Annotated in this window: 27 protein-coding genes; 11 read left to right on the top strand and 16 right to left on the bottom strand. The window is 34.5% G+C overall.

The window, feature by feature from the left end; translation table 11 throughout:
* Positions 1 to 197: 197 nt before the first annotated feature.
* Both GOQ17_RS05495 and GOQ17_RS05490 read right to left on the bottom strand, forming a co-directional pair.
* Positions 198 to 1,208 (bottom strand): YCF48-related protein, encoded by a 1,011-nt coding sequence (locus GOQ17_RS05495; RefSeq protein ID WP_236537067.1) that lies wholly within the window; start codon positions 1,206 to 1,208, stop codon positions 198 to 200.
* 8 nt (positions 1,209 to 1,216) lie between these two features.
* Positions 1,217 to 1,879: a YceH family protein gene (locus tag GOQ17_RS05490; protein WP_159635978.1), complete on the bottom strand. Its 663-nt coding sequence runs from the start codon at positions 1,877 to 1,879 to the stop codon at positions 1,217 to 1,219.
* An 80-nt stretch (positions 1,880 to 1,959) separates the two neighbouring features.
* On the opposite strand from GOQ17_RS05490, the gene GOQ17_RS05485 reads away from it, so the two are divergent.
* The 3 genes from GOQ17_RS05485 to GOQ17_RS05475 are packed head-to-tail and all read left to right on the top strand — an operon-like array spanning position 1,960 to position 5,036.
* The gene (locus GOQ17_RS05485) at positions 1,960 to 2,865 is read left to right on the top strand and encodes a histone deacetylase family protein (RefSeq protein WP_236537066.1); all 906 of its coding nucleotides are present in this window, start codon (positions 1,960 to 1,962) and stop codon (positions 2,863 to 2,865) included.
* 40 nt (positions 2,866 to 2,905) lie between these two features.
* Positions 2,906 to 3,967 (top strand): nucleoid-associated protein, encoded by a 1,062-nt coding sequence (locus GOQ17_RS05480; protein ID WP_159635975.1) that lies wholly within the window; start codon positions 2,906 to 2,908, stop codon positions 3,965 to 3,967.
* Positions 3,951 to 5,036, top strand: a complete 1,086-nt coding sequence (locus tag GOQ17_RS05475) for a DUF3810 domain-containing protein (RefSeq protein WP_159635972.1) — start codon at positions 3,951 to 3,953, stop codon at positions 5,034 to 5,036. The genes GOQ17_RS05480 and GOQ17_RS05475 overlap by 17 nt, the downstream gene beginning before the upstream one ends.
* Before the next feature lie 4 nt (positions 5,037 to 5,040).
* On the opposite strand, the gene GOQ17_RS05470 is transcribed toward GOQ17_RS05475, so the two are convergent.
* Together GOQ17_RS05470 and GOQ17_RS05465 are read right to left on the bottom strand one after the other, a co-directional pair.
* A complete protein-coding gene (locus tag GOQ17_RS05470) occupies positions 5,041 to 5,589 on the bottom strand; it encodes an NADPH-dependent FMN reductase (RefSeq protein WP_159635969.1) in 549 nt (182 codons plus the stop codon).
* 97 nt (positions 5,590 to 5,686) lie between these two features.
* The gene (locus GOQ17_RS05465) at positions 5,687 to 6,271 is read right to left on the bottom strand and encodes an NUDIX hydrolase (RefSeq protein WP_236537065.1); all 585 of its coding nucleotides are present in this window, start codon (positions 6,269 to 6,271) and stop codon (positions 5,687 to 5,689) included.
* Positions 6,272 to 6,293: 22 nt separating this feature from the next.
* On the opposite strand from GOQ17_RS05465, the gene pyrE reads away from it, so the two are divergent.
* On the top strand, positions 6,294 to 6,941 hold the full coding sequence (gene pyrE / locus GOQ17_RS05460; protein ID WP_159635963.1) for an orotate phosphoribosyltransferase: 648 nt from the start codon (positions 6,294 to 6,296) through the stop codon (positions 6,939 to 6,941).
* A 15-nt stretch (positions 6,942 to 6,956) separates the two neighbouring features.
* Positions 6,957 to 7,355, top strand: coding sequence for an SRPBCC family protein (locus tag GOQ17_RS05455; protein WP_159635960.1), 399 nt, complete (start codon positions 6,957 to 6,959; stop codon positions 7,353 to 7,355).
* A 76-nt stretch (positions 7,356 to 7,431) separates the two neighbouring features.
* Here GOQ17_RS05455 and GOQ17_RS05450 read toward each other — a convergent pair whose 3' ends face one another.
* Positions 7,432 to 7,836 (bottom strand): DUF5606 family protein, encoded by a 405-nt coding sequence (locus GOQ17_RS05450; RefSeq protein ID WP_159635957.1) that lies wholly within the window; start codon positions 7,834 to 7,836, stop codon positions 7,432 to 7,434.
* A gap of 18 nt (positions 7,837 to 7,854) precedes the next feature.
* Positions 7,855 to 8,313 carry a peptidylprolyl isomerase gene (locus tag GOQ17_RS05445; RefSeq protein WP_159635954.1) on the bottom strand — a complete coding sequence of 153 codons (459 nt, stop codon included), beginning with the start codon at positions 8,311 to 8,313 and terminating at the stop codon, positions 7,855 to 7,857.
* 146 nt (positions 8,314 to 8,459) lie between these two features.
* On the opposite strand from GOQ17_RS05445, the gene radC reads away from it, so the two are divergent.
* Entirely contained in the window at positions 8,460 to 9,146 is a 687-nt protein-coding gene (radC, locus tag GOQ17_RS05440; protein WP_159635951.1) for a RadC family protein, read from the top strand.
* Position 9,147: 1 nt separating this feature from the next.
* Here the strand turns inward: radC and GOQ17_RS16350 are convergent, their stop codons facing one another.
* From GOQ17_RS16350 to GOQ17_RS05425, 4 genes are read right to left on the bottom strand one after another with little or no spacing between them, the layout of a single operon-like run.
* Positions 9,148 to 9,681: an oxygenase MpaB family protein gene (locus tag GOQ17_RS16350; protein ID WP_236537074.1), complete on the bottom strand. Its 534-nt coding sequence runs from the start codon at positions 9,679 to 9,681 to the stop codon at positions 9,148 to 9,150.
* A 44-nt stretch (positions 9,682 to 9,725) separates the two neighbouring features.
* Positions 9,726 to 10,328, bottom strand: a complete 603-nt coding sequence (locus GOQ17_RS16345) for a hypothetical protein (protein WP_236537064.1) — start codon at positions 10,326 to 10,328, stop codon at positions 9,726 to 9,728.
* Between the two features lie 3 nt (positions 10,329 to 10,331).
* Positions 10,332 to 10,691, bottom strand: a complete 360-nt coding sequence (locus tag GOQ17_RS05430) for a hypothetical protein (RefSeq protein WP_159635949.1) — start codon at positions 10,689 to 10,691, stop codon at positions 10,332 to 10,334.
* On the bottom strand, positions 10,681 to 11,316 hold the full coding sequence (locus GOQ17_RS05425) for a YgjP-like metallopeptidase domain-containing protein (protein ID WP_159635946.1): 636 nt from the start codon (positions 11,314 to 11,316) through the stop codon (positions 10,681 to 10,683). Before GOQ17_RS05425 ends, GOQ17_RS05430 begins: the two co-directional genes overlap by 11 nt.
* Positions 11,317 to 11,398: 82 nt before the next feature.
* Between GOQ17_RS05425 and GOQ17_RS05420 the strand changes: the two genes are divergently transcribed.
* Positions 11,399 to 13,402, top strand: a complete 2,004-nt coding sequence (locus GOQ17_RS05420) for a M13 family metallopeptidase (protein ID WP_159635943.1) — start codon at positions 11,399 to 11,401, stop codon at positions 13,400 to 13,402.
* 63 nt (positions 13,403 to 13,465) lie between these two features.
* On the opposite strand, the gene GOQ17_RS05415 is transcribed toward GOQ17_RS05420, so the two are convergent.
* Both GOQ17_RS05415 and smc read right to left on the bottom strand, forming a co-directional pair.
* Positions 13,466 to 13,759 (bottom strand): hypothetical protein, encoded by a 294-nt coding sequence (locus tag GOQ17_RS05415; RefSeq protein ID WP_159635940.1) that lies wholly within the window; start codon positions 13,757 to 13,759, stop codon positions 13,466 to 13,468.
* Between the two features lie 142 nt (positions 13,760 to 13,901).
* Positions 13,902 to 17,441, bottom strand: a complete 3,540-nt coding sequence (gene smc, locus GOQ17_RS05410; protein ID WP_159635937.1) for a chromosome segregation protein SMC — start codon at positions 17,439 to 17,441, stop codon at positions 13,902 to 13,904.
* 175 nt (positions 17,442 to 17,616) lie between these two features.
* Here smc and GOQ17_RS05405 point away from each other — a divergent pair, with 175 nt between their 5' ends.
* Positions 17,617 to 18,252, top strand: coding sequence for a peptidylprolyl isomerase (locus tag GOQ17_RS05405; protein ID WP_159635934.1), 636 nt, complete (start codon positions 17,617 to 17,619; stop codon positions 18,250 to 18,252).
* Positions 18,253 to 18,378: 126 nt separating this feature from the next.
* Here the strand turns inward: GOQ17_RS05405 and GOQ17_RS05400 are convergent, their stop codons facing one another.
* Complete coding sequence (locus tag GOQ17_RS05400; RefSeq protein ID WP_159635931.1) at positions 18,379 to 18,996, bottom strand: deoxynucleoside kinase; 618 nt, start codon at positions 18,994 to 18,996, stop codon at positions 18,379 to 18,381.
* Positions 18,997 to 19,004: 8 nt separating this feature from the next.
* Positions 19,005 to 20,003, bottom strand: coding sequence for a tryptophan--tRNA ligase (gene trpS, locus GOQ17_RS05395; protein WP_159635928.1), 999 nt, complete (start codon positions 20,001 to 20,003; stop codon positions 19,005 to 19,007).
* Between the two features lie 611 nt (positions 20,004 to 20,614).
* Here trpS and GOQ17_RS05385 point away from each other — a divergent pair.
* Positions 20,615 to 21,313, top strand: coding sequence for a hypothetical protein (locus tag GOQ17_RS05385; RefSeq protein WP_159635923.1), 699 nt, complete (start codon positions 20,615 to 20,617; stop codon positions 21,311 to 21,313).
* A gap of 4 nt (positions 21,314 to 21,317) precedes the next feature.
* Here the strand turns inward: GOQ17_RS05385 and GOQ17_RS05380 are convergent, their stop codons facing one another.
* Positions 21,318 to 22,166 (bottom strand): ATP cone domain-containing protein, encoded by an 849-nt coding sequence (locus tag GOQ17_RS05380; RefSeq protein ID WP_159635920.1) that lies wholly within the window; start codon positions 22,164 to 22,166, stop codon positions 21,318 to 21,320.
* A 120-nt stretch (positions 22,167 to 22,286) separates the two neighbouring features.
* On the opposite strand from GOQ17_RS05380, the gene GOQ17_RS05375 reads away from it, so the two are divergent.
* The gene (locus GOQ17_RS05375; protein WP_159635917.1) at positions 22,287 to 22,589 is read left to right on the top strand and encodes a YgaP family membrane protein; all 303 of its coding nucleotides are present in this window, start codon (positions 22,287 to 22,289) and stop codon (positions 22,587 to 22,589) included.
* A 71-nt stretch (positions 22,590 to 22,660) separates the two neighbouring features.
* Positions 22,661 to 23,350 carry an SIR2 family NAD-dependent protein deacylase gene (locus GOQ17_RS05370; RefSeq protein WP_159635914.1) on the top strand — a complete coding sequence of 230 codons (690 nt, stop codon included), beginning with the start codon at positions 22,661 to 22,663 and terminating at the stop codon, positions 23,348 to 23,350.
* A gap of 189 nt (positions 23,351 to 23,539) precedes the next feature.
* Here the strand turns inward: GOQ17_RS05370 and GOQ17_RS05365 are convergent, their stop codons facing one another.
* Positions 23,540 to 23,785 carry a hypothetical protein gene (locus GOQ17_RS05365; protein ID WP_159635911.1) on the bottom strand — a complete coding sequence of 82 codons (246 nt, stop codon included), beginning with the start codon at positions 23,783 to 23,785 and terminating at the stop codon, positions 23,540 to 23,542.
* Between the last annotated feature and the right edge of the window lie 40 nt (positions 23,786 to 23,825).

The raw sequence follows: 23,825 nt of genomic DNA, 5'->3' as shown, positions 1-23,825 counted from the left end.
ATACACAATAGCAAATACATTTAAAAATAACAAATAAATCTATAATCATTTGAAATTAAAGAGCTTAATTTTGGTTATATAAAGTCTTGTTTTGGATGCTAAATTTCCGTAAATTGAAGCCTAGCAACCAATAGAAATCTTCTGTTTGGTTTAGTTTTCTCTCTATCGTTCCAAATGACGTATTGTAAATTTAAAATTTATAACTTCAATTTATACACATTACCTTTAGAGCCTGTTAAATAAATCACTTTATTATTCGTGCTTTTTGCTAACGTATTAAAACTAAGAGTAGAGATATTTTTCCAATTGTAACCGCCATCATACGAAATATCCGTGCCGGAAGTTCCGGTTGCCAGCACAACATTTTCGGTAATGTAAAGCACATCAGAACGGTAACCCAAAACTGGGGTATTGGGTTTAGTCCAACTCAAACCAGCATCCTTAGTTAGTAAAATATTATTCTGGTTGTTTTTATCGTCCAAGTAATTTCCGCCGACAGCAATTCCGGTATTTAAATTCCAAAAGTCAATAGCAAAAATCCCTGTGGAAGATTCACCAGACCAAATAGGCACATCGTACTTGTCTATTTGTAAGCCTTTAGGATTGTAATTGAAGAAACTGGAATATTTCCCGCCTGTTCCGATATACAAACGGTCTTTAAATAGTTTCATCGACGATCCTGATGCTGCAAATGCAGCTTCACCTTCATCTGCGATAAGGAAATAATCGTTGCTGACGTCTGTCCAAGTTTTTCCTTTGTTGCTGGTTTTTAGTAGTTGGAATTTTCCTTCAATGGGATCACCAAGTATAAAACCATTTTTGCCAACAAAATCCAAATCATCTAGAAATATGTTGGGATGGTTATTTTCATACACTTTCTCCCAAGTTTTACCTGCATTCGTCGTATGAAGTACAACAGCTGGTGAACCAGCGTTGATAATTACAGCTTCTTTATCTGAAAAAGCATAGATATCCCGAAAATCGTATTTTTCATAACCTATAGGATTTACCCATTGCCAATTTATCCCCTCATCTTTAGAAAAACCTACAGTTCCATTACTACCACTGACCCAAACTATTTTCTTACCTACTGTAGACATGCCACGAAAACTAGCGGAAATATTCTCTACGAGTGGTGTAAAGGTTTGTGCACAGCACAGTGTTCCAATAAAAATAGAAAGGGCGATAGATACGATTTTTGATAGCATAATATGTGTTATGTTAATTGAGCAAGCAAGTTATCAAACTCTTCACGAAGTTTTGAAAGTTCCGCTTCCAACGTAGCCACACGTTCTTCCAATTGCTGAACTTGACCACTGTTACTATTAGATGATGCTGAAACGATAGAATTTTCATAATCTTCTTCATCAAAATCTGCGAACAAATGGACATAACGAGCCTCTTTTTGACCTGGCTTCTTAGGCAATAACTTGATGTAAGGCGTTTCCTCCTCAGCCAGTTTATTTAAATACGTCTGCACTTCCTCAATATCATCAAACTCATACAATCTGCCAGAATTAGAATTTATTTCGCCAGCCGTCAAAGGTCCACGCAAGAACAATAGACACAAAATCGCCAATTCCGCAGGAACTAATGGGTAATGTATTGCAATATTATGTTTGTATTTGGTCACTCTGGAGCCACCACCAACTACAGTCGATATCAATCCAATTTTTTTCAACCCATCCAACGTACTCACGATTGTACTCTCATCGTAATTTACCACAGGCTTACGTGATGTCTTTTGATTGCAAGCGGTTTGCAATCCATTTATTGTCATTGGATAATATTCGGGTGTTGTTTTCGACTTTTCTAGTAAAGAGCCTAATACACGAATTTGTTCTGCATTTAATGTAGGAATTGGTTTTTGTGTTTCCATTTTTTTAAGTAAGGTTTATACTTTTCGAAGATAAGAATTATTTAGTTCTTCGTATTTTCGTGTGCTAAAAAAGACTTACTTTGCTAAAAATCGCCCATCATACTGCATATATTCACCCTTTACGCGAAGGGCATCGTTTTCCGATGGTCAAATATGAGCTTATTCCCGCGCAATTGCTTTACGAAGGAATTGTAGATAAGGATAGTTTTTTCGAACCAAAATTAGCGGATTTTGAAACCTGCTGCTTAGGTCATGAACGTGAATATGTTCAACACCTATTTGACTTGACATTGGATGCGAAGATGGTGCGCAGAATAGGATTTCCACTTTCGCAATCGCTTGTGGAGCGAGAACGGTATATTTTGGATGGCACGATTCAATCTGCATTGTATGCGATGGAATACGGCATTTCGTTCAATACAGCAGGAGGCACGCATCATGCAGGCCATGATTACGGCGAAGGATTTTGCTTAATGAATGATCAAGCAGTTGCCTCGCAATATTTATTATCAAAAGGTCTCGCAAAGAAAATATTGATCATTGACCTTGATGTCCACCAAGGAAATGGAACAGCACATATCTTTCTACATAATCCCGATGTATTTACCTTTTCCATGCATGGTGCGAAGAATTTTCCTTTTATCAAAGAGAAATCTGATCTTGACATAGAACTTCAAGATGGAATTTCAGATACAGAATACTTGAGTCTGTTACTTAGTCATTTAGACGAATTATTCGAACGTGTAAAGCCTGATTTTGTATTTTATCAAGCGGGCGTAGATATTCTTTCTTCCGATAAATTAGGTAAACTAAAAGTTTCGAAAGAAGGATGTAAACAGCGTGATTATTTGGTGATTAATAGATGTCATCAATTGAGGATTCCTATACAAATATCGATGGGCGGAGGTTATTCTACTCATATTAAGGATATTGTGGATGCACATGTGGCCACCTACAAAACAGCTGTTGATATTTTTGATTTTTAGCCAAAATACTTTTATATTTTTGTTTCTTTAATTTTAATCTATGTTTTTTCATCAAGACGCAACGTTTGAAAATCTTTCTATTCATCATGTAGGCAACAAAGCCAACGATGAGTTTTATATATTGTCCGAAAATCCAATTGATTTGGCTGGAGACGAAATATTGCCCGATTTATTGATGCAATATTTTATGAAACCTTTTGCAAAGTTGACCGAAGTTTATCGCTTTTTTCATCCAAATGAGGAATTGGAATTGAATGAAGTCTATCACTTCTCGAAGAAATTTTTTGAAGGAAACATCAGCTTTCACGAGTTTTCACAACAAGTGACCAAACACTTGTACGAAGTTTCGGAACATCCGAAAATCAAGTCAGGTGAGGTGTATGTTGTTTCATTGAAAAATGTACAAATGGAAGGAGAGGACCATGCGGCAGTGGGAATTTTTAAGTCTGAAAACAAAGAAGCATACCTTAAAGTGTATCCTGAGCAAGGCGGTTTTCAATTGAATTATGAGCAGGAGGCGATTAATATCAATAAACTGGATAAAGGTGTAGTCATTGTCAATACTGAAAGTGAGGAAGGCTTTAAAGTACTAGTGGTCGATCAAACGAACCAATCGGAGGCTGTGTATTGGAAGGACAATTTCTTAAAACTGAAATCACGTAATGATGCGTTCCAGCAAACTGGAAATCTCATGAAAGTCTACAAGAACTTTGTTAACGAGAAATTGGACGAGGTTTTTGAGTTGGAAACTGCAGATAAAATTGATTTGTTGAATCGTTCGATGAACTATTTCAAAAGCAAAGAAACTTTCGACAGTGCTGAATTTGAAGAGGAGGTCATTGCGAATCCACAAGCCGCTTCTTTGTTTAATGAATACAAACAGTCTTTTGAAGATGAGTTTGATATGCCTTTTCAAGCAAATTTTGAAATAGCTAGCCCTGCAGTTAAAAAAATGGCAAGTTCGTACAAGTCTGTTATAAAGTTGGATAAGAATTTCCACATCTATGTGCATGGAAAGCGGGAATATCTGGAGCAGGGCTATGATGAAGATAAAGGTAAAAACTATTACAAGTTGTATTACGAAAATGAAACCCAAAGTTAGAACTATCATACTCCGAAAGTACTATCTGACCATTGGCTTTTGCTGGGTTATCATTGTGCTCTTAGAATTGCTAAAGACTAATACAAATTGGGTAGAACAGTATTATGCACAACTGTTTTACCCAGCTATTTCGTACCTGTACATTATATTATTTTCTTGGATTCCGTTTAGTATAGGAGATATCTTTTATGCTACAATTGCTATTGTTTTGATTTACACTATAGTCCTCGCAATTCGAGAACTATTCCGTAAACAATGGTATAATGCTAAACTTAATTTAGCACGTGTAATATTTATAATATCAGCCACTTATGTCTTATTTACAGTCAATTGGGGGTTGAGTTATTTCAGACAACCCCTTGCTGATAAATTTGGTTTTTCTAACACAAAAATAACACGTGAAGATCACCTTAAAGTATTGGATAAATACATTGCGATTGCGAATGAACTTCGTGAAAAAGTGGATGTTAATAGTAATTCTAAAAATGGTGTTAAAGGTGATTTGACAGAAATTGTCCTGCAAGATACTTTATTAAAGGATTATCTATGTAAAACACAGGTTCGCGCTAAAGAACCAATTTCTAGTGAGCTTGCTTCGTATTTTACGGTATCGGGTTACTTCAATCCGTTTACCTTGGAAGTACAGGTCAATCAACTCATACCTAATCCTTCTTTTCCATTTGTGGTAGTACATGAGTTGACACATCAAATGGGCGTAGGATTCGAGGATGAATGTAATTTTATAGCTTTCTTGACATTGAAAGATAAGGAAGATGTCTGGTATAAGTATTCGGCATATTATTCTGCTGTAGAGTATTTGTTGCATCCCTTATATGGTAATAAAGAATTATTCGAAAAGTACAGAGCTAAATTATCACCAAAGGTGTTGGCTGATTTCAAAGCTGAACGGGAATTTTGGATGTCCTATAGAGGTTGGATAGATAAAGTTTCTGGCATCTTTTATAATCAATACTTAAAGCACAATAATCAGCCCGAAGGGTTGGAGCGCTACAGTATGATGACAACTCTTCTTGTCGCTTGGGAAAAGCAACAAGAAAAGTTGCCATAACTATCTAAAACATTTCCATCCATCCTTCAAAAGCTTTGATAAATTTTTTGCATAATTCATTTGTATTCTCTGATTTTATTTTTCCATCATCATCGAGGATTTGAGTTACATTTCCAATGTACATTTCAGGTTGTTGCAAAGTAGGCATATTCAGAAAGGTAAGACATTGCCTTAGATGATGATTTGCACCAAAACCGCTAATGGCTCCAGGAGAAACGGAAACTATTGCTGCAGGCTTGCCATCCCATTTACTATTCCCATAAGGTCGTGAACCTACATCTAATGCATTTTTCAATACAGCGGGTATTGATCTGTTGTATTCGGGTGTGAAGAATAAAAAAGCATCACATGATGATAATTTATCTCGAAATGTACTATATACTTTAGGAGGATTATCATGATCGATGTCTTCGTTATAAAGCGGTAGATCGCCTATTTGTACAAATTCATAGCTGTATTTTTTATCCAAAAGTTGGACTAAATTTTCTGCAATTTTCTTGTTGAACGATTCTCTACGAAGACTTCCTACTAATATTCCGATTTTTTTACTCATGACACATCTTAATTGATTACAATAAGTAAACAATTAGAAGGATCAAATAGTTTAAAAAAAATGAAAGTGAACGTAGTAAGATCACTTTCATTTTAGTTTAGATAGATATTTTGTCCAGAATATCTAGAATCAACGGATACGTGTTTTCCTTAATCTTTTTTATATCTTTTTTACTTAACCATACCGCCTCCGTGATGTCTTCCTCCGTTTGAGGGATCAATTTAGGTATTTTATTTACTCCCATATCATACCATTTCGTTTGCTTCAAAACAAATTTGCCACGCATGGTGTACGTATGATAGGTTGTTTGAATCTTTTCACCCAAATAATCTACCTTAATACCACATTCTTCTTCGACTTCACGTACTGCGGCCTCACGCATTTTTTCACCTTCATCCACCTTTCCTTTTGGTAAATCCCATTTTCCAAGCCGATGAATAAACAAATAATCACCTTCTCCATTTCTTACCACACCACCAGCGGCATAGATAATTTTTTGTTCAGAGAGTATCTTTCTAAAGATTGTACTTACATCAGGATGTACAAATAAATAGTTAATTTCTTCATTTTTATTGGAACTATTGAAAAGTTTTTCTAAGTCAATTTCTTGTAATCCAATTGTTTGTACGTTTTTTTTAATTTTAGGAGCAAAATCTGCAAAAATAAGCAGGCTTTGGTTCATATAAATTTTATAAATTTGTGCCATGAATAATTTAAATGAGGTTGAACAAAAAGTTGCTGAATCCTTATTGCAAATTAAAGCAATAAAATTACAACCTAAAAGTCCTTTTACATGGGCATCGGGTTGGAAGTCTCCAATTTATTGTGATAATCGTATCACATTATCACATCCAGCCATCCGTACGTTCATTCGTCAAAGATTGGCACAATTAATTCAAGAAGAATTTGGGTCTGTAGAAATGGTTTCTGGTGTTGCTACAGCAGGTATCCCACAAGGTGTATTAGTGGCACAAGATTTAGGTCTTCCATTTACCTACGTACGTAGTAGTGCAAAAGATCATGGACGCCAAAACTTAATTGAAGGTGAAGTGGTAGAAGGTCAGCGTGTCGTAGTAATTGAAGATTTAGTATCAACAGGAAAAAGTTCATTACAAGCTGTACAAGCCTTACGTGATGCAGGTTGTAATGTAGTGGGATTGGTATCTATTTTCACTTATGGATTAGATGTAGCTGCTAAGAATTTTGCAGAAGCGAAATGTCCAGTATTCTCATTATGCGATTATAATGCATTGATTAAAGTGGCAGTTGATAATAGTTATGTATTGGATTCTGATGTGGAGTTATTGCAGGCATGGAGAAAAGATCCAGCTAACTGGTCACCAGCAGAATAATTAAAAACTATAAATATGACTATTATTCAAAACAACGTTGTAATTAATAAACCTGTCTCGGAGGTTTATAATTTTTTAAATGATCTAAACAATCATGAGCAACTGATGCCCGATAATATTTACAATTGGTCATCAACAGCTGACGAAGCGCGTTTTACGATTAAAAACATGGCTAAATTAGCTTTAAAAATTAGTCAGCGTGTTGAGAATAAAGAAATAGTCTGTGTTCCCTCAGAGGAGGCTCCATTTGAAGTAAAATTAGTTTGGAAAGTAGAAGAGGTCTCTCCATCAGAAACAAAAGCAAGTTTCATCATCGAAGCACAATTGAATATGATGATGAAAATGATGGCCTCTGGTCCATTACAAAAACTTGTAGATCATCAAGTGAGCAAACTCAAAGAAAAATTAGGATAATTATTTTATTATCTCATTATAAAGAAAAGGGTTCAAATAATATTTGAACCCTTTTCTTTATCTAATTATATCTCCATTACTGAATAGGAGCAGGTGCTTCTTCTTCGAATAAAGGAAATTCCTTAATAATATTATACCAAGAAATTATTTTTTTTATATCAGAGGTATATACTCTAGATTCATCATGTCCAGGAGCTACTTCGCGGAAAAAGTTACGTAATTCCTCACCAGTAGCTTTAGTGTCTGGAGTATTACCTCCATTAGCTTTTATTGTCTCTAAAACATCTAGTAAACGAATTTCTTCCTCTTCTCCGTAGATGGTGATATCTTCTAATGTCGCCATTTTCGTAGTATTTAAGTTTACTACTGATTTGATTTTAGCTTTATCTAACGTCTCTAAAATAAAACCACCCTTATTTTGTCCGATTAATTTGAATAAACCTGGTTTACCAGTTACTGATACTAATGCTCTTAAATTCATTATTTTAAAAAGTTTATATTAATCTTCAATAACTTCAATAGATAATATACGATCGCCTTGACGAATATCGTCCACTACATCAACATTCTCGATCACTTTACCAAAACAAGTATGGTTGCGATCCAAATGCGCTGTATTATTACGGCTATGGCAAATAAAGAATTGAGATCCACCAGTATTTCTACCAGCATGCGCCATAGATAACACACCACGGTCGTGGTATTGGTTTTCGCCGGTTAATTCGCAGTCGATCTTATAACCTGGACCGCCTGTACCTGGCATTCCAGCAGCACCTTCACGAGAATTAGGACAACCGCCTTGAATTACGAAATCAGGGATTACACGGTGGAATGTCAAACCATCATAGTATCCTTCTTTAGCCAATTTAATAAAATTAGCTACTGTATTAGGAGCGTCAGCTGTATAAAATTGTACAGTCATGTCGCCTTTTTCTGTCTTAATAATTGCTTTACTCATTTCTAAATAAATTTTTACGAGGTACAAATATAATATTTTTTATCCTAAGAACGACGCTAACATTCCAGTTGCTGGGCGTTAATATTTGTTAAGTTTATTTCATTTTAGTAAATTCATAATAACCAAACACATACACACAGACTATTATGGAAAAGTTAGTCATTCGCGAATGGGCAGAGTCGGATCGGCCAAGAGAAAAATTAATGGAGAAGGGCAGGAGAGCCTTGACAGATGCAGAACTACTTGCTATACTAATTGGTTCAGGCTCCACAACTGAGACAGCGGTAGAACTTTGTCGCCGTATTTTGAAAGATGTAAATAATAATTTGAATGCTTTATCGAAGAAAGAAGTCAATGATTTGTGTGGATACAGAGGAATTGGCGAAGCTAAGGCTATTACTATTATTGCAGCTTTAGAATTAGGAAGACGGCGAAGAGATGAACAAGTCATTGATGTACCTATCCTGAATAGCAGCAAGCGTGTATATGAATATTTTAGAGCTAATTTGCAAGATATTCCTCATGAGGAATTTTGGGTGCTATATCTCAATACTGGATGCAAAGTTTTAGATACGCAGTTAATCGGTCGAGGAGGCAATGATTTTACGCCAGTAGACGTACGCATTATTTTACGTCAAGTTTTGCAATCAAAAGCAAATTCGATGATTTTAATTCACAATCATCCATCAGGCACTTTACAACCTAGTAAAGCAGATAAAATATTGACGAATAAAATTAATGATGCCGCCAAAATAATGGATATTAAGGTAAATGATCATCTAATTTTCACTGATTCCTCGTATTATAGTTTTCGAGATGAAGGATTGTTATAACCTATTGATTGAAACGTTGATAAATCAATCTGACACGTTCTTGCTCTTTCCCCCCAGCATCAATAGCTTCTAATCGGGTAAATTCATCCACAATTAATTTTTCATTCTTACGGGTACGCCAAATGTTCACTAAGCCAAAACGACCAATCTTAGTAGAGGGAAGTCCAAGAAGTTTACATGAATAATCTCCTAAGAGAAAATGATTGTAGAAGAGATGAATTTCACGCATCATCATACGAAAAAGCTTGCTTTTCGGGTAATTCGCAAGTACAGGTTCTTCTTTCAATGTATCTGCCAATGATTTACTATCCTCGTCACCTTCACGTTGAGTCATGGTCCAATAATAGAGCGCTTCAATTGCTTCTTCCTCGTTATCAGGCAGTAAAGAAAGTGGAATTCCCAACAAATAACCAATGTATTTCCACATGTGAAACAAACCTTCTTCCTCATCTTTAGATGGTTGTATTCCAATTTTTCTCAACCCCACGAGAAACACGAGTGAAAAACCTAAATTTGTTGCCAACATATCCCAAATATTAATGGGAATTCCCCATTTATCAGCATCCCAATCTGTATGTTTTAAATGCCAATGCGTGAATATGAATGAATAATTCGGGTTAAAATTATCTGTCTAATACCTTCAGAATCTTTACTAAGCCCATTCGCTTTTGTGATATGTGCCCAAAAATTGACAGTGTCAGTAAGGCGTTTCACCGCACTTTTTTTTAATGCACCTGTATATATTAACGGCTTATTAATCGCAGCTGATTCATAACCACCCATCAGGCAATAATCTCGCAGCACTATCAAAGCGGATAATCCTGCTCGTCGCGAAAGTTCGGTACCAAATTTCAATTTTTCTGGATCTAACCAAGGTGGCGAAAAATCAATTTTTTCAAAAAAAACATCCCAAATAGATTTTTCATCGTACGGTATGATTTCGCCTTTCAAATAGGAATTCAGGGAAATATTTCCCTCTCGAAAACCCTTTTTATCATGCAGATCCAAAACAAGCTGATCAGCATGTCGATCCCATTCATATAAAAAGGGAATAAATTGCTCAGCAACTTTTAAATCAGGTTTGAAGCCTAATTTATTTAATAGTTCAACCCCAACTCCTTCAGTCCAATAGTGGGCGAAAGAAGATTCATTGATTTTATATCGATAAGGAGTTTTTAGCATACATTAATTTGTTAGGCTCCAATCAAAGTATTCAGCCTTTGCTATTAAAGTTTTTTCTTGTAGCTTGAAATCAAAATCTAGGTAGTCATTTGCACAAGATTCTATGTCCGAACAACAATATTGTCTTTCAATTTGAAATTTTAATCTAAATGAACCATTCAATTTGGATGTATCAAATCTAAAATTGGTTAAACTTAAATTACTAACCGACGGCCCTCCGTCTAGACTAGGTAAATTATCTAATATGTACTCTTGCAGGAACAGCAGATTTGTTTCATCTAATTTGGCAACGATACTCTGCGGATTGTGTTGCATTTCCCTTTCATCAATTGGACTTATTTCTAATTTTAGCTCACTGCTCATAATTATATACTTTTTCGCAATGTTTTGGATTTAAAACATGCCTATTTATCAAATCGCTACTTTGTTCTTCCGTACAAAATAAATATCTTCCCACTGCCAGTATGACTACATAGGAGATGAAATCTTTTGATTTGTCGATTAATGTTTTCGAATAAGTGATGTATTCATTAGTAGGACAAATGGAATAATATTTTGTTTTTAGTTTTTTCAGTTTAATGACTGGGAGAATCACATTTAATTCTTCTTCTAAATTGGAAAGCAGCTGATCTATAGTGTTTCTCAAAATTTTCAGCTTTAATTCTTCAATTTTAATTTTAGACTTCAAAGTATCTGTATTTGTATACAAAATATCATTAGCTATATACGAAGTCGATAAATTAATAATACGAATTGGATATTTTTTGTCAAAAATTTCTAGTTCTGTGATAGAAGTCCTTTTAATTTTCTTTGCATCAGAAATTACCTTTGGCAACTCTTTCTGAATATATAAAATCAAATTGTCCTGTGGTAAAAGAGCTGGGACATTAAGATGTATCACATCAGGGTCTATTTTTTTGATACGAATAGAATCTATATCGGTTTTGAGATGAATAAAATAGGTTTTATCGCCAAATTCCAAATACATAAACAAAATAGTTACTTTTTATTCCCTGAGTAAATAATTATGTTTGCATAACATTTACATCATTTAAATTAAGCTTATAAAGATGAAGAAAATTTTTGTCTTGACAGCAGCTTTGTTGTCATCAAATTTTATTTTTGCTCAAGACTACAAGGCCATAAATCAAACTTTTATGGATAAGTCCGTACGCCCGCAAGACGATTTCTACAATTATGTAAACGGTAATTGGATGAAAACGGTTGAAATTCCTTCAGATAAAGCACGTTGGGGGTCTTTTGACGAGTTACGTGAAAATACTGATGTCGCAGTATTAGAGATTTTAAAATCAGCTTTGAACGATAAGCATGAGCAAGGTTCTGATGGACAAAAAATTGCTGACTTATATAGATCGTATGTTGATTTTGAAGCACGTAATAAAGTTGCTTTGCAACCAATTCAACACCGATTGAAAGATATTAATGCTATTAAAAATCTTAAAGATTTAACTGCTTATTTCTCAAAATATGGTCGTGAAGGGGGAAATCCTTTTTATGGTGGATATGTAAGTGCACATTTAAAAAATTCTAAAATCAATGCCGTTTATTTAGGTGGAGGATCTTTAGGCCTTGGTCGTACTTATTACCAAAAAGACGACGAAGCAAATAGAAAAACACTAACTTATTACGCTGAATTTATTAATACACTTTACGGCAAAGTAGATCCGAAAACTAAAGAACTGAAAGGTCCGAAAGTAATTGCTTTTGAAAAAGCTATTGCTGCACATTTGAAAACAGTAGAAGAATCTCGCGATGCGCAAAAACGTTACAATCCAGTAGCTGTAAGCGATTTGAATAAATTGGTTAAAAATGTAGATGTTGCTGGATTTTTAAAAGAAGTAGGTTTCAAAGCAGATACTGTAATCATTGGGGAATTAAAGTATTTTCAAAATTTAGATCAAATTTTGAATGAGAAAAATGTTCCTGTTATCAAAGATTATTTAAAATTTCATGTTGTAAACGGAGCAACTTCTTATTTAACACAAGAGTTAGACGAATTGGCCTTTGATTTTTACGGTCGAAAATTGAGAGGGCAGGCTGAACAAAGAAGTTTGGATAAGCGAGGATTAGAATTTGTAAACGGTAATGTAGGGGAGTTACTTGGAAAAATTTACGTAGAGAAGCATTTTCCGCAAGAAGCAAAAGAAACTTGTGAGGAATTGGTAAAATACTTGATCAAATCTTTCGAAGTACATATTAAAAACTTAGAATGGATGTCTCCAGTAACTAAAGAGAGAGCATTGGATAAGTTATCTAAGTTTACTGTAAAAATTGGTTATCCTGATAAATGGAAAGACTATTCTAAATTAGCGGTGAGTACTTCATTATATGAAAATATCAGCGCAATCAACAAATGGAGATTTGAACAAAACTTAGCTAAGCAAGGTAAACCAGTAGATAAATTAGAGTGGGGTATGACTCCGCAAACTGTTAATGCTTATTACAGTCCATTAAATAACGAAATAGTTTTCCCAGCTGCAATTCTTCAAGCACCATTTTACGATTATAGAGCTGATGCAGCAGTTAATTTTGGAGGTATTGGTGCTGTAATTGGCCACGAATTATCTCATGGTTTCGACGATTCAGGTTCACAGTACGATGGCGATGGTAATTTGAACAACTGGTGGACAGAAGAAGATAGAACTAAATTTGAAACTGCTGCAGATGCTTTAGTAGCCCAATTCGAGAAATACGAGCCAGTACCAGGAGTATTTGTTAACGGTAGATTTACTTTAGGTGAGAATATTGGTGATTTGGGTGGTTCTTCCGTAGCATTTGATGCGTTGAAAATGTATTTACAAGATAAAGGAAATCCTGGACTAATAGATGGTTATACACCTGAGCAGCGTTTTTTTATGTCTTGGGCAACAATCTGGCGTACAAAAACAACAGATGCTTTTGTAATCAATCAAGTAAAAACAGATCCGCATTCGCCGGCTCAATACAGAGCTTTTGCTCCAATTATCAACTTGGATGCTTTTCATGAAGCTTTCGGTACTAAGGAAGGTGATAAATTATATGTTCCTAAAGAACAAAGAATTGTTATTTGGTAATTTTCAATTTTATCTTTAATAACGACAAAGGCGATCCTAGGATCGCCTTTGTTTATTTCTCACTTATTTAAGATTATTTATCTCTTGCTGCTCTTTTAATTTATCAACGTTATTTTTCTCTCCGTATTCATCGGTTTTACGTTCGAATTCTTCTAGAATTTCTTTAATAGCGTCCGAATTTTGTGCTGTACGTGAATAAATATCTGGGATTTTGCTTTCGATTAATTTATCGCCTAATTCTATATTATCCACTTCAATTTTACCGATTTTTTCTAAAACAGCTTGCTGGCTATTACGTACATCTTCTAATTCACGTGTAATCTTAGCCATCAATTCAAATTTCTTCAATTTATCCATACTACTTTTATTTTAGTTATAGATTAAGAACAAATCGATTTAATTAAAGTTTATGCTTTAACATATTTTAACCTTCATCATAAATGCACAAAGCCTTTATTTCCGTAAAAATAAAGGCTTTGAATATTTAGTTTCAGTATGCTTATGCTACTTCTCTTAGGTCTACAGGTACGACACGTGAAATTCCTTGCTCAACCATCGTCACTCCATAAATAATATCAGTACTTGCAATTGTACGTTTGTTGTGTGATACTACGATAAATTGCGATTGGTTTGCAAATTCTTTGATAATATTGTTGAACTTATCAATATTCGTATCATCCAAAGGTGCATCAACCTCATCAAATATACAGAAAGGAGCTGGCTTCAACAGATACAACGAGAATAATAGGGCAGTAGAAGTCAATGTTTTCTCACCACCTGACAACTGATTGATAGACAAAGGACGTTTTCCTTTAGGTCTAGCGATAATATCAATGTCCGAATCCAAAGGATTGGCAGGGTCAGTAAGTATTAAATCACAACTATCTTCATCATTAAATAACGAGCGAAAAACTTTAATAAAGTTCTCACGAACCGTATTAAAAGCATTCATAAACTTCTCATTGGCACTGCCATCAATTTCTTCAATGGTAGACATCAACGAAGCTTTAGCTTCTAATAGGTCGTTTTTCTCTTTATTGATGAAATCATAACGTTGTGTAATCTCATCATACGCTTCTTTAGCCATTGGGTTGATTGTTCCGAATTCATCCAATTGCTTTTTAAGACGTGTACATAATGAGCCTAATTCTTCTGGTGTTTGCTCAATTTCTGGAAGTTCGCCTTCTAACATCTCTTTAATATCGATATTGAATTCTACTGAAAGACGTTCTTTCAATGAGTTTAAATCAATTTGAAGGGTAGTTTTCTTGTCTTTTACTTCCGTAATCAAGAAATCTAATTGGTCTTTTGATTTACGCAAAGTAGCCACTTCCTCTTCCAAATCATTTAAGCGTTTACGATATGCATAGAACTCTTCCTCCATGTCGTGAAGGGCTTTTTCTAATGATTCTCGTTGCTCGTAAAGCTCTTTTAAATCATTGTCGTTATTATCGGTAAAAGTCAATGCATCTTTCATATCCACCTTGATTTGTTCCATCTCGGCGTTATTTTTATTAATACGAAGCTCTAAGGCTTCTTTTTGACTTTCGCGGTATTCTAAGTCTTTTTGTATACCCGAAACTTTATTTTGTTGTTGGTGTAGACGAATATTTTCTTGATTGTACGCCGTAGATTTCTCTTGCACAACCTCATTCAATTCTTGATAAGCCGCTTGCAAATCCGCCAATTGTTTTTGACGCTCGTCCACCTCAACTTTTAAGATTTTAAGTTCTGGTTCTGCTTTTGTCAACTCTTCTGCAATCTCCGAAAGTCGCTTTTCAATGTCTTGTTTGCGATTTTGTGAATTGGAGATAAAAGCTTGGTATTGCTCTTGTTTGGTCTTGACAGAAGTCCATTCATTCTGAATACGTGCCAATTGAATCCGGATTTCGTTAATGATTTCTTTCTGCGACTGTAATTTTAAAGAAGCAATCTTATCGACTAATTCCGCTTCTGTATGTTGTAATTCTGCAATACGCTCGTTTAATTCTTTGATTTCTTTAGCAAGATTCTCTAAATTTTTAGCACGACCGATACGCTTACCTTCAAATAAACCCACAGAACCACCACTTAAGCCCAATTTGTGCTTACTGAATTTACCTTCGTGGTGTAATATTACCATTTCATCGTGAGGCAATTCAATATCCAACGCTTTTGAATCATCTGATTTCAATAGATATACGTTGTTCAATAATTGCAGACAAAGTTTCTCGTATTTCTTGTCTACTTTGATAACCTGCATCGCAGGAATCATATTTTCTGGAACGATGAAATCGCTATCCTTTTTGTCGATAACTGATTCTAATACAAAGAAATTAGCACGACCACGTGAGGCATCACTTAACAATTGAATGGCTTGAACAGCATCTTGTTTCGTGTCTACTACATAGTGGTTCATTACCGACTCCAAATAGTTTTCAATCGCTACACGGTAATCTTCTTGACAGAATAAAATGTCAGAGAACAAAGGATAGGATTTAGGCCAGCCTGCATTCTTGCGCAAGAATTTGATAGACTCCGGAAATCCTTCCAAATTGTCAACCAATGATTTGGTCAAGTTGTACTCGTTTTGCTTCGCATCGACCAAACGCGACTCTTTGCTCAACAAAGAACGAGTTTCTTGCAATTGAATTTCAGCTTGTTCGATTTGACGGTTTAAGTCATTTTCAATACGCACAGCTTCATCATATTGTTGCTGTTGAGCATCCAATTTACCTTGCAAATCCGCTACCGCAATATTAAACTGAGACAATTCTTCAGCTTTCGAAGAAGCGTCCGAAATATTGCGTAAAGACTCTTGTTCCAACGATTCTTTCTGAATATTCAGAACGGCGATGTCTTTTTCTACTTTGTATATCTTATTTTGAAGCTCGTTATTCTCCTGAACAAAACGTTCTAATTTGTTTTTAGCTGTTTGTTGTTGACCTTTTAATTCTTCAACCTCTGTTTTGTTTTTTTGGATATCATCCTGAGCAACATCTAGTTTTGCTTGCTCTTCATAAATCTCTTCGTTAAGTCTTTTGAGCGTATATTCCACATTGTTAAGCTGCTGCTTATCCAAGTTAAATTCTGCCGTAATACGTGATTCACGCTCTCTGAGGTGGTGTAAACGTTCGTTTTTAATCTTCTTCTCCGATTCGTAAGCACGGATTTTATTATTAAACTCGTTCGTTGTTTTCTGTTGCGCAGCTAAACTTTTCTCTTTGGAAAGAATCTCTTCACGACCAGCACGAAGTTCTTTTTCCTTCACATCGATTTCCTCCAACGTGGTATTCAACGACTGTTGTAAATCCTTCTCTTTGTCAGATAAAGTTGTCAAATCTGTGCTGAAACTATCCAAACGATAATAGGCCAAGCCGATACTCGCTTGTTTGTATTCCTCTTTCAGTTGGAAATACTTGTCTGCTTTCTTCGCTTGATTCTCTAGAGATTTAAGATTTTTTGTAATCTCAAATAATAAATCGTCTACACGGGATAAGTCAGCTTCCGTATCTTTTAGTTTGCTAAGTGTTTGTTTCTTGCGGACTTTGTATTTCGAAATGCCAGATGCTTCTTCGAATAATGCTCGACGTGAATTATCCTTGTTAGCGATAATCTCGTCGATCATTTTTAACTCAATGATAGAGTAGGTGTCCGCACCAATTCCCGTATCCAAGAATAAATCTGTAATATCCTTTAAGCGACATTTGAGATCGTTAAGTCGGTATTCAGATTCACCTGTACGGTACAATTTACGTGTGATAGTCACGGTCGTAAACTCCGTAGGAAGGATATTTTTGTTGTTGTTGAATGTTAAAGAAACTTCCGCAAGATTGGCTGGTTTACGCGTTTTTGTCCCGTTGAAAATGATGTTTTCCATCTTTTCCGAACGCAATGTTTTCGTACTTTGTTCACCCAATACCCAACGAATCGCATCCACCACATTGGATTTACCACAGCCGTTAGGCCCTACAATTGCTGTAACACCCTCATTAAAATTTATTGTGATTTTATCACCAAAACTTTTAAATCCTTTGATTTCAAGTTTAGTTAGTTCCATTCACTTAGCTTTTGTTATAACGTACGAAAATAAGTATAAAATAACAGAATGAGTAGGTCAGTTTTTACACATTTTGATAGATTTCCACATTTCATTATAAGTTAGATATTTAGAGTTTCATAAGACTGAATTTATATCATTAAATTTCTATATTCGTAATATTAAAATAGCATCTATGCGTTACCTAACTTTATTATTTGTCCTTGTTTTTCTACATCAATTTGCGGTTGCACAATCTCGAAAAATAGCTTTTAAAACCGATTATGGGACTATTAAGGTCATGCTTTATGATTTTACACCTAAGCATCGGGATTTGATGTTGAAGTCAAATCAGGATTCTATTTATCAAGATGCATTATTCAATCGTATCATTGAGAATTTTGTGGTGCAAGGAGGGGAGCATGATATGGATATTGCCAAAAGAGAAGCTGCTGACTCGACAGGTAATAAACCTCGTTTAGCAGGAGAGTTTGACGCTCGAGCATTTCATAAAATAGGAGCATTAGGTCAAGGGCGTGATGATAACCCACAAAAAGCTTCATTTTTGAATCAAATCTATTTTGTCATAGGTAAGAAAGTCACGGAAGATCATTTGGCTAAACTGGAAGCACAAAAGGGAATTAAGTTTACCAAAGAACAACGCGGAGAGTACCTGAAAAATGGCGGTCTGCCACGTTTGGATGGCGATTATACAATATTTGGAGAAATATATGAAGGAATGGAAGTCATTATGGCTATTAGTCGCTTCAAAACCGATAAGGATGATTTTCCATTGTCGCCTGTACGGTTTTCGGTTAGTGTTATAGAATAATTTAAATGAGAATAAGAAAAATATTCGTCATTTTGACGAAGTATGAGGAGAAATCTAAAAGTATGATAAATAAATTGTATTCATTTTATCAGATTTCTCCCTATGGTCGAAATGACGCAAATAATATTATTTAAATAACCCGTACAATTCGGCGTCTATCTTTTCTTTGATATAACCTAAGTCTTCAGGATTATTCGCAAAGTCTAAATTGTCTTTGTCTAAGATTAACAATTTGCCATCCGTATAATTGTTAATCCATTTTTCATATTTCTCATTCAATTTAGACAAATAATCTAAACGAATAGCTGATTCGTAATCACGACCACGCTTTTGGATATTATTTACCAATGTTGGTACCGAAGCTTTCAGATAAATCAACAAATCGGGAGGTTTGATATAGTGGATGATACTTTGGAATATGTTGCTGTAATTATCAAAGTCACGTGCGCTCATCAAACCCATGTCGTACAAATTTTCTGCAAAGATATACGCATCTTCGTATATAGTACGATCCTGAATCATATTCGTACCTTTGGCTTGTTGCTCTACAATATGTCTAAAGCGACTATTCAAAAAGAAAATCTGCAGATTGAATGCCCACCTCTTCATGTCACTGTAAAAATCCTCTAAATATGGATTGTTATCCACCGCTTCAAATTGTGGCTCAAAATTCAAATGTTGTGCCAACAATTTTGTTAACGTAGTTTTGCCAGCGCCTATATTTCCTACAATTGCAATATGCATATCTTATTCTAATATAGTTTTTTAAGTCCTATTATCTCTCTTACTTCTTTAATTGTCTTTTCCGCACTCGCTTGGGCTTTCTCAGCGCCAAGTTTGATGACTTTTTTAATGTATTCATCATCATTCGCTATTTCTTCAATACGTGAACGCACAGGGTCTGTAGCAATGACCATGTCCTCAGCTAATTGCTTTTTGAAATCACCATAACGAATTTCGCACTTATTATACAATTCGTCAAAATGCGCTAAAGTGTCATCAGAAGACACAACTTTCATCAAGTCGAATAAATTTTGAATAGCTTCTGGTTTTGCTTGATTTGGCTCTGTAGGGCCCGAGTCCGAAACAGCACGCATGATTTTCTTACGAATAACTTCTGGTGCGTCAGATAAATAAATACAATCGGCTTCGCCGTTAGATTTACCCATTTTTCCTTGACCGCTTAAACCGGGAACTTTAACTAATTTATCCGAATAGCTAAACGCAAAGGCTTCTTTGAAGTAATCTGTTTGGTACAAATGATTGAAACGATTTCCAAAGGTACGCGTCATTTCCAAATGTTGCTCTTGGTCTTTGCCTACTGGAACTTTAGTACCATGATGAATCAAAATATCACAAGCCATCAACACGGGATAAGTCAACAAACCTGCATTTACGTTATCAGGACTTGAACGAACTTTATCCTTAAATGAAGTAGAACGCTCCAATTCGCCTAAATATGCATTCATATTCATATACAAATACAATTCTGCAACTTCAGGCACATCAGATTGAATATATATAGTTGATTTTTCTGGATCTATACCAGCCGCCAAATATTCTACCACCACATTGCGTACTGTAGCATGCAAATCTTGCGGAGTAGGATGGGTCGTTAATGAATGTAAGTCAGCTATAAAAAAGAAGCAATTGAATTCATTTTGCATCTTCACAAAATTACTCAATGCTCCGTAGTAGTTTCCTAAGTGTAATTTTCCGGTACTTCTGATACCGCTAACAACAGTTTCCATATGATGCGAAATTACATAATTATTCTGGAATTAAGGAAACTAAAAATGTACTGGAGATTAGGGTTGAGTTATTGATTTTGCATCCAATTTTAAGAAATAATTTCTCAATTAAATTCTAAATTACATGCAGTACACTTGCATTTTCTTTTATAATAAATAGGATATACAAAGAAAGTAATGGATGCTACAAATGAAAGAATTCCCTTAAAATTCATAAAATCTCTAAAGTCAGTGTTAATGTCAGTAGATTCACAATTTTGACATTTCAAAATTTCCGAAGAATTTTCAAGATAGGTATTTGATTCAATTGCGTTTGAAACTAATATTGCTTTTTCTATATCCTCTTCCAATATTTTAACTTTAATACCACCAATAGCATTGCTGTATAAAGGATTCAAACCAATCACGTGTTCATCATAGATATACCACTAATATCTTCTGCTTCCAACCTGTTTTTGAAATTGTGGGCAGAAATAGGATTATCGAATGTCTTAAAAGTGATTAGTTTCATAGATTAATTTTTAATCATAAATCGGATCAAATATAAGATAAGAAATTTAATTTATTTTAACAAAATAAAACCCAAATAACTCTTTAGTTGTTTTAGAATTATGAAGATTTTCATTACCATATTTACGACATATATATTGTTTTCCATGTCTTTTGTGACAAATGCTCAAGAATCTATTTTTGAATTTGAAGATGAATTATGTCAATACCGTGCGACTTATGATAGTAAACTTTATACAGATATACAACTGCGTGATACGTACAAATTAGTTCAAGGGTACTATAATATATACACAGATGACGAGCTGCAATTGGATGATACTTATCAAATCATCAAAGATGAATTCACTAACTTTAATATTGTAAAAACAAACTATTTTAAAACCTTGAAAGATTCTATTGGAAATTTTCTAGCAAAAACCTATGAAGCCAAGAAAATAGAATTTGCTGCGCGAAAAGGTAATACGGCAATATTATTAAATCACTATCAATATAATCCAATCATAAAATATTATAGTCAAGCATTGCATAAAGGTGGTGAAACTCTTATACAAGCTTATGAAAAATTGATCAAAGAAAGGATGGAATTAAACTCCGAACCTGAGAGAGTTTGGAATGAATTCTTGAAAAATTCAAAATCACCAAATGCTCAACAATTAGCATTTGATTATGTAATGTCCTTTGGTTGGTGGAACACGGTAAATCATCAGTTGCCACATGTTAATTTTGATGGCAGACAATTCGAAGAATTCAAAAAACTATTCATCAAAGTAGAAACGCTTGATTGCGAAGAATTTTAAAGTCTTAAAATTCTAAGTGTTCTAATGGACTGGATACTAACTCTTGTGCCTCTAATAATATTCTTTTCTTCTTACCATTATCAGCTTGAATGACCTGAAGAAATTTAGTATCCCGAATGATATCTTTTACTAATATGCATTGAGCTTTTAATAATCTTGCTTTATCTTCTGATGATAGTGTGGTCAAGCAAGTTACTGGGTATTCACCATTACTATCCACGATCACTTTTATACTTTTGTTTTCTGGATAGTCCCATGCCAAAAGATTCATATTATAATGCTCACCAAAGGTCTTGGAATCGGATGTTAGATATGCATTGGTTACTAACCAGCCCTGTGTAACTGGTTGTGTTTTGTTAAAAAACGTATAAGGCTTATTACTAATATCCCGTAATCGAGAAAGAAAGTACATAGGTGTAGTGACTGAAATTTTTGCATCTATGTCGTTTCTAAATTTACATTCTATAGCTAAAAGTTCATTCCCTTTTAAAGCAACCACATCTATTTCATGCGATACCGCATGCCCCTGAATAGTTTGTCCAGTTATTGCTTTGTATCCTTCTTCTTGAAACATGCGAGCCACCCATTTTTCAAAATAAAAACCCTCTGGACCTAAATCACGTAATGCCTTTTTTAGACTATATCGTGCGGCATAAGTGTTTCGCGTAAGTTTTAATTCTTCAAAAGCAATTTCATATAATTCTCGCGTACTAATTCCATCATATAATTTTGGCTTTATTGTATCGAAAACTTGATTAACTTCTTTTTCAGATGCGCCAGAGCGAGATAGAGAATGTCTAAGACTGTTTGGGTTGTAATCTACCAATTCACCAGAATGTTTTTTTACTTTCATATATTAAAATTGATTGGATTAAAATACTATTCTTGTTTTAAATATTATCACAATTTAATAAATTTTAACAAACAAAGTTTCCTCTAGAATGTTTACTAATTGGATACAATTATAAAAGATATGAACACACTAATAAATTATGCTATAGACAAAATCAAAAGGAAAGTTGATGAGGATTGTGTAGATGGTAATGTAGGGACATCCGAACGGATACTATCCGTTATAGCTGGAGGTTTAATTTTGAGCGTAGGAATTAAGCAGATATTAAAACATCCGATCACCGCTATTTCAGGTGTAGGTTTAGGTGGCGCATTGGTATATCGCGGGATTACGGGTAAATGCACTATTAAAGCTGCCGTAGATCAAATCTCAAATGAAAAAGACGAAGTGACAGTAATCGAACATCGCTATTTTGTGAAATAGGTTAATAATCAATTCTCATTGTATAATGGTCGAAAATTTTTAATTTTTGACCATTATTATTTTTATGACATATGATAAAGAAGAAAATAGTAGTTTTTACGGGAGCTGGTATAAGTGCTGAAAGCGGATTACAAACATTTAGAGGTTCGGATGGATTGTGGGAAGGACATCGTGTGGAGGATGTGGCAACACCAGAAGCTTGGCAGCGTGATCCAGAATCAGTTCAGCGTTTTTATAATATGAGACGGATTGCATGTCGTAGAGCGCAACCTAATGCTGGTCATCTTGCTTTAGTGGAGTTAGAAAAATATGCTGATGTTTATATCATCACACAAAATATAGATGATTTGCATGAACGTGCTGGCAGCAAAAACATTTTACATCTTCATGGAGAAATTATGAAAGCTCAATCTTCGCGAGATTCAAACCTTGTTTATCAATTACAAAAAGACGAATTGTCTATGGAAGATAAATGTAAGATGGGGTCTATATTGAGGCCGCATGTGGTTTGGTTTGGAGAAGCAGTACCTAATATGCTTATAGCAAGCGAAATTGTAAAGGACGCAGATATACTACTAGTTGTCGGTACTTCCTTACAAGTTTATCCTGCTGCCAACTTACTATATGAAACTTCTAAAGATTGTAAAATAGAACTCATTGATCCAAATGCACATCAAATGCGAATAAATTCAAATGTAATATTACATTCAGGAACAGCATCAGAAATATTACCAAAATGGGTTGAAATATACGCAGAATAAAATTTTGTGATAATTTATAACAATTTGAATATCAACTTTTAGAATACCTTATAATTACAAATAGTTTAGATTAAATTAGGGATTGAAAAAAATAAAACAACATTAACCAAATTAAATTTTGCATGTGTAAATATAAAATTTTAACTTATTGATTATAAGTTATTTGCGTTGTTTTGAGGAGGTTTTAGTTTAATTGAATTTATTGTATGTATCGATAAATGAACTACGCATACCAGTGAAATTTTCTAATACTCTATTTATAAACTCTTCGTCCAAAATTTCAAAAACACCATTCACACCATTCAATATATCCGCTTCCGCAATCTTATAAGTTTGCTCAAGATTACCTTGCTCAAACTTAATAATGTACTTTTGATTCATACCAAAGATTGTAATCTTGCATTCGGGATGGGGTAGTTCTGCTAGTGTTCTCATGATGTAATATATTTTATATTTGGCACAAAATAACTAAATA

Source organism: Sphingobacterium composti, assembly GCF_009829075.1.
GTDB lineage: Bacteria > Bacteroidota > Bacteroidia > Sphingobacteriales > Sphingobacteriaceae > Sphingobacterium > Sphingobacterium composti.
This window is presented reverse-complemented; position numbering and strand designations above follow the sequence as displayed.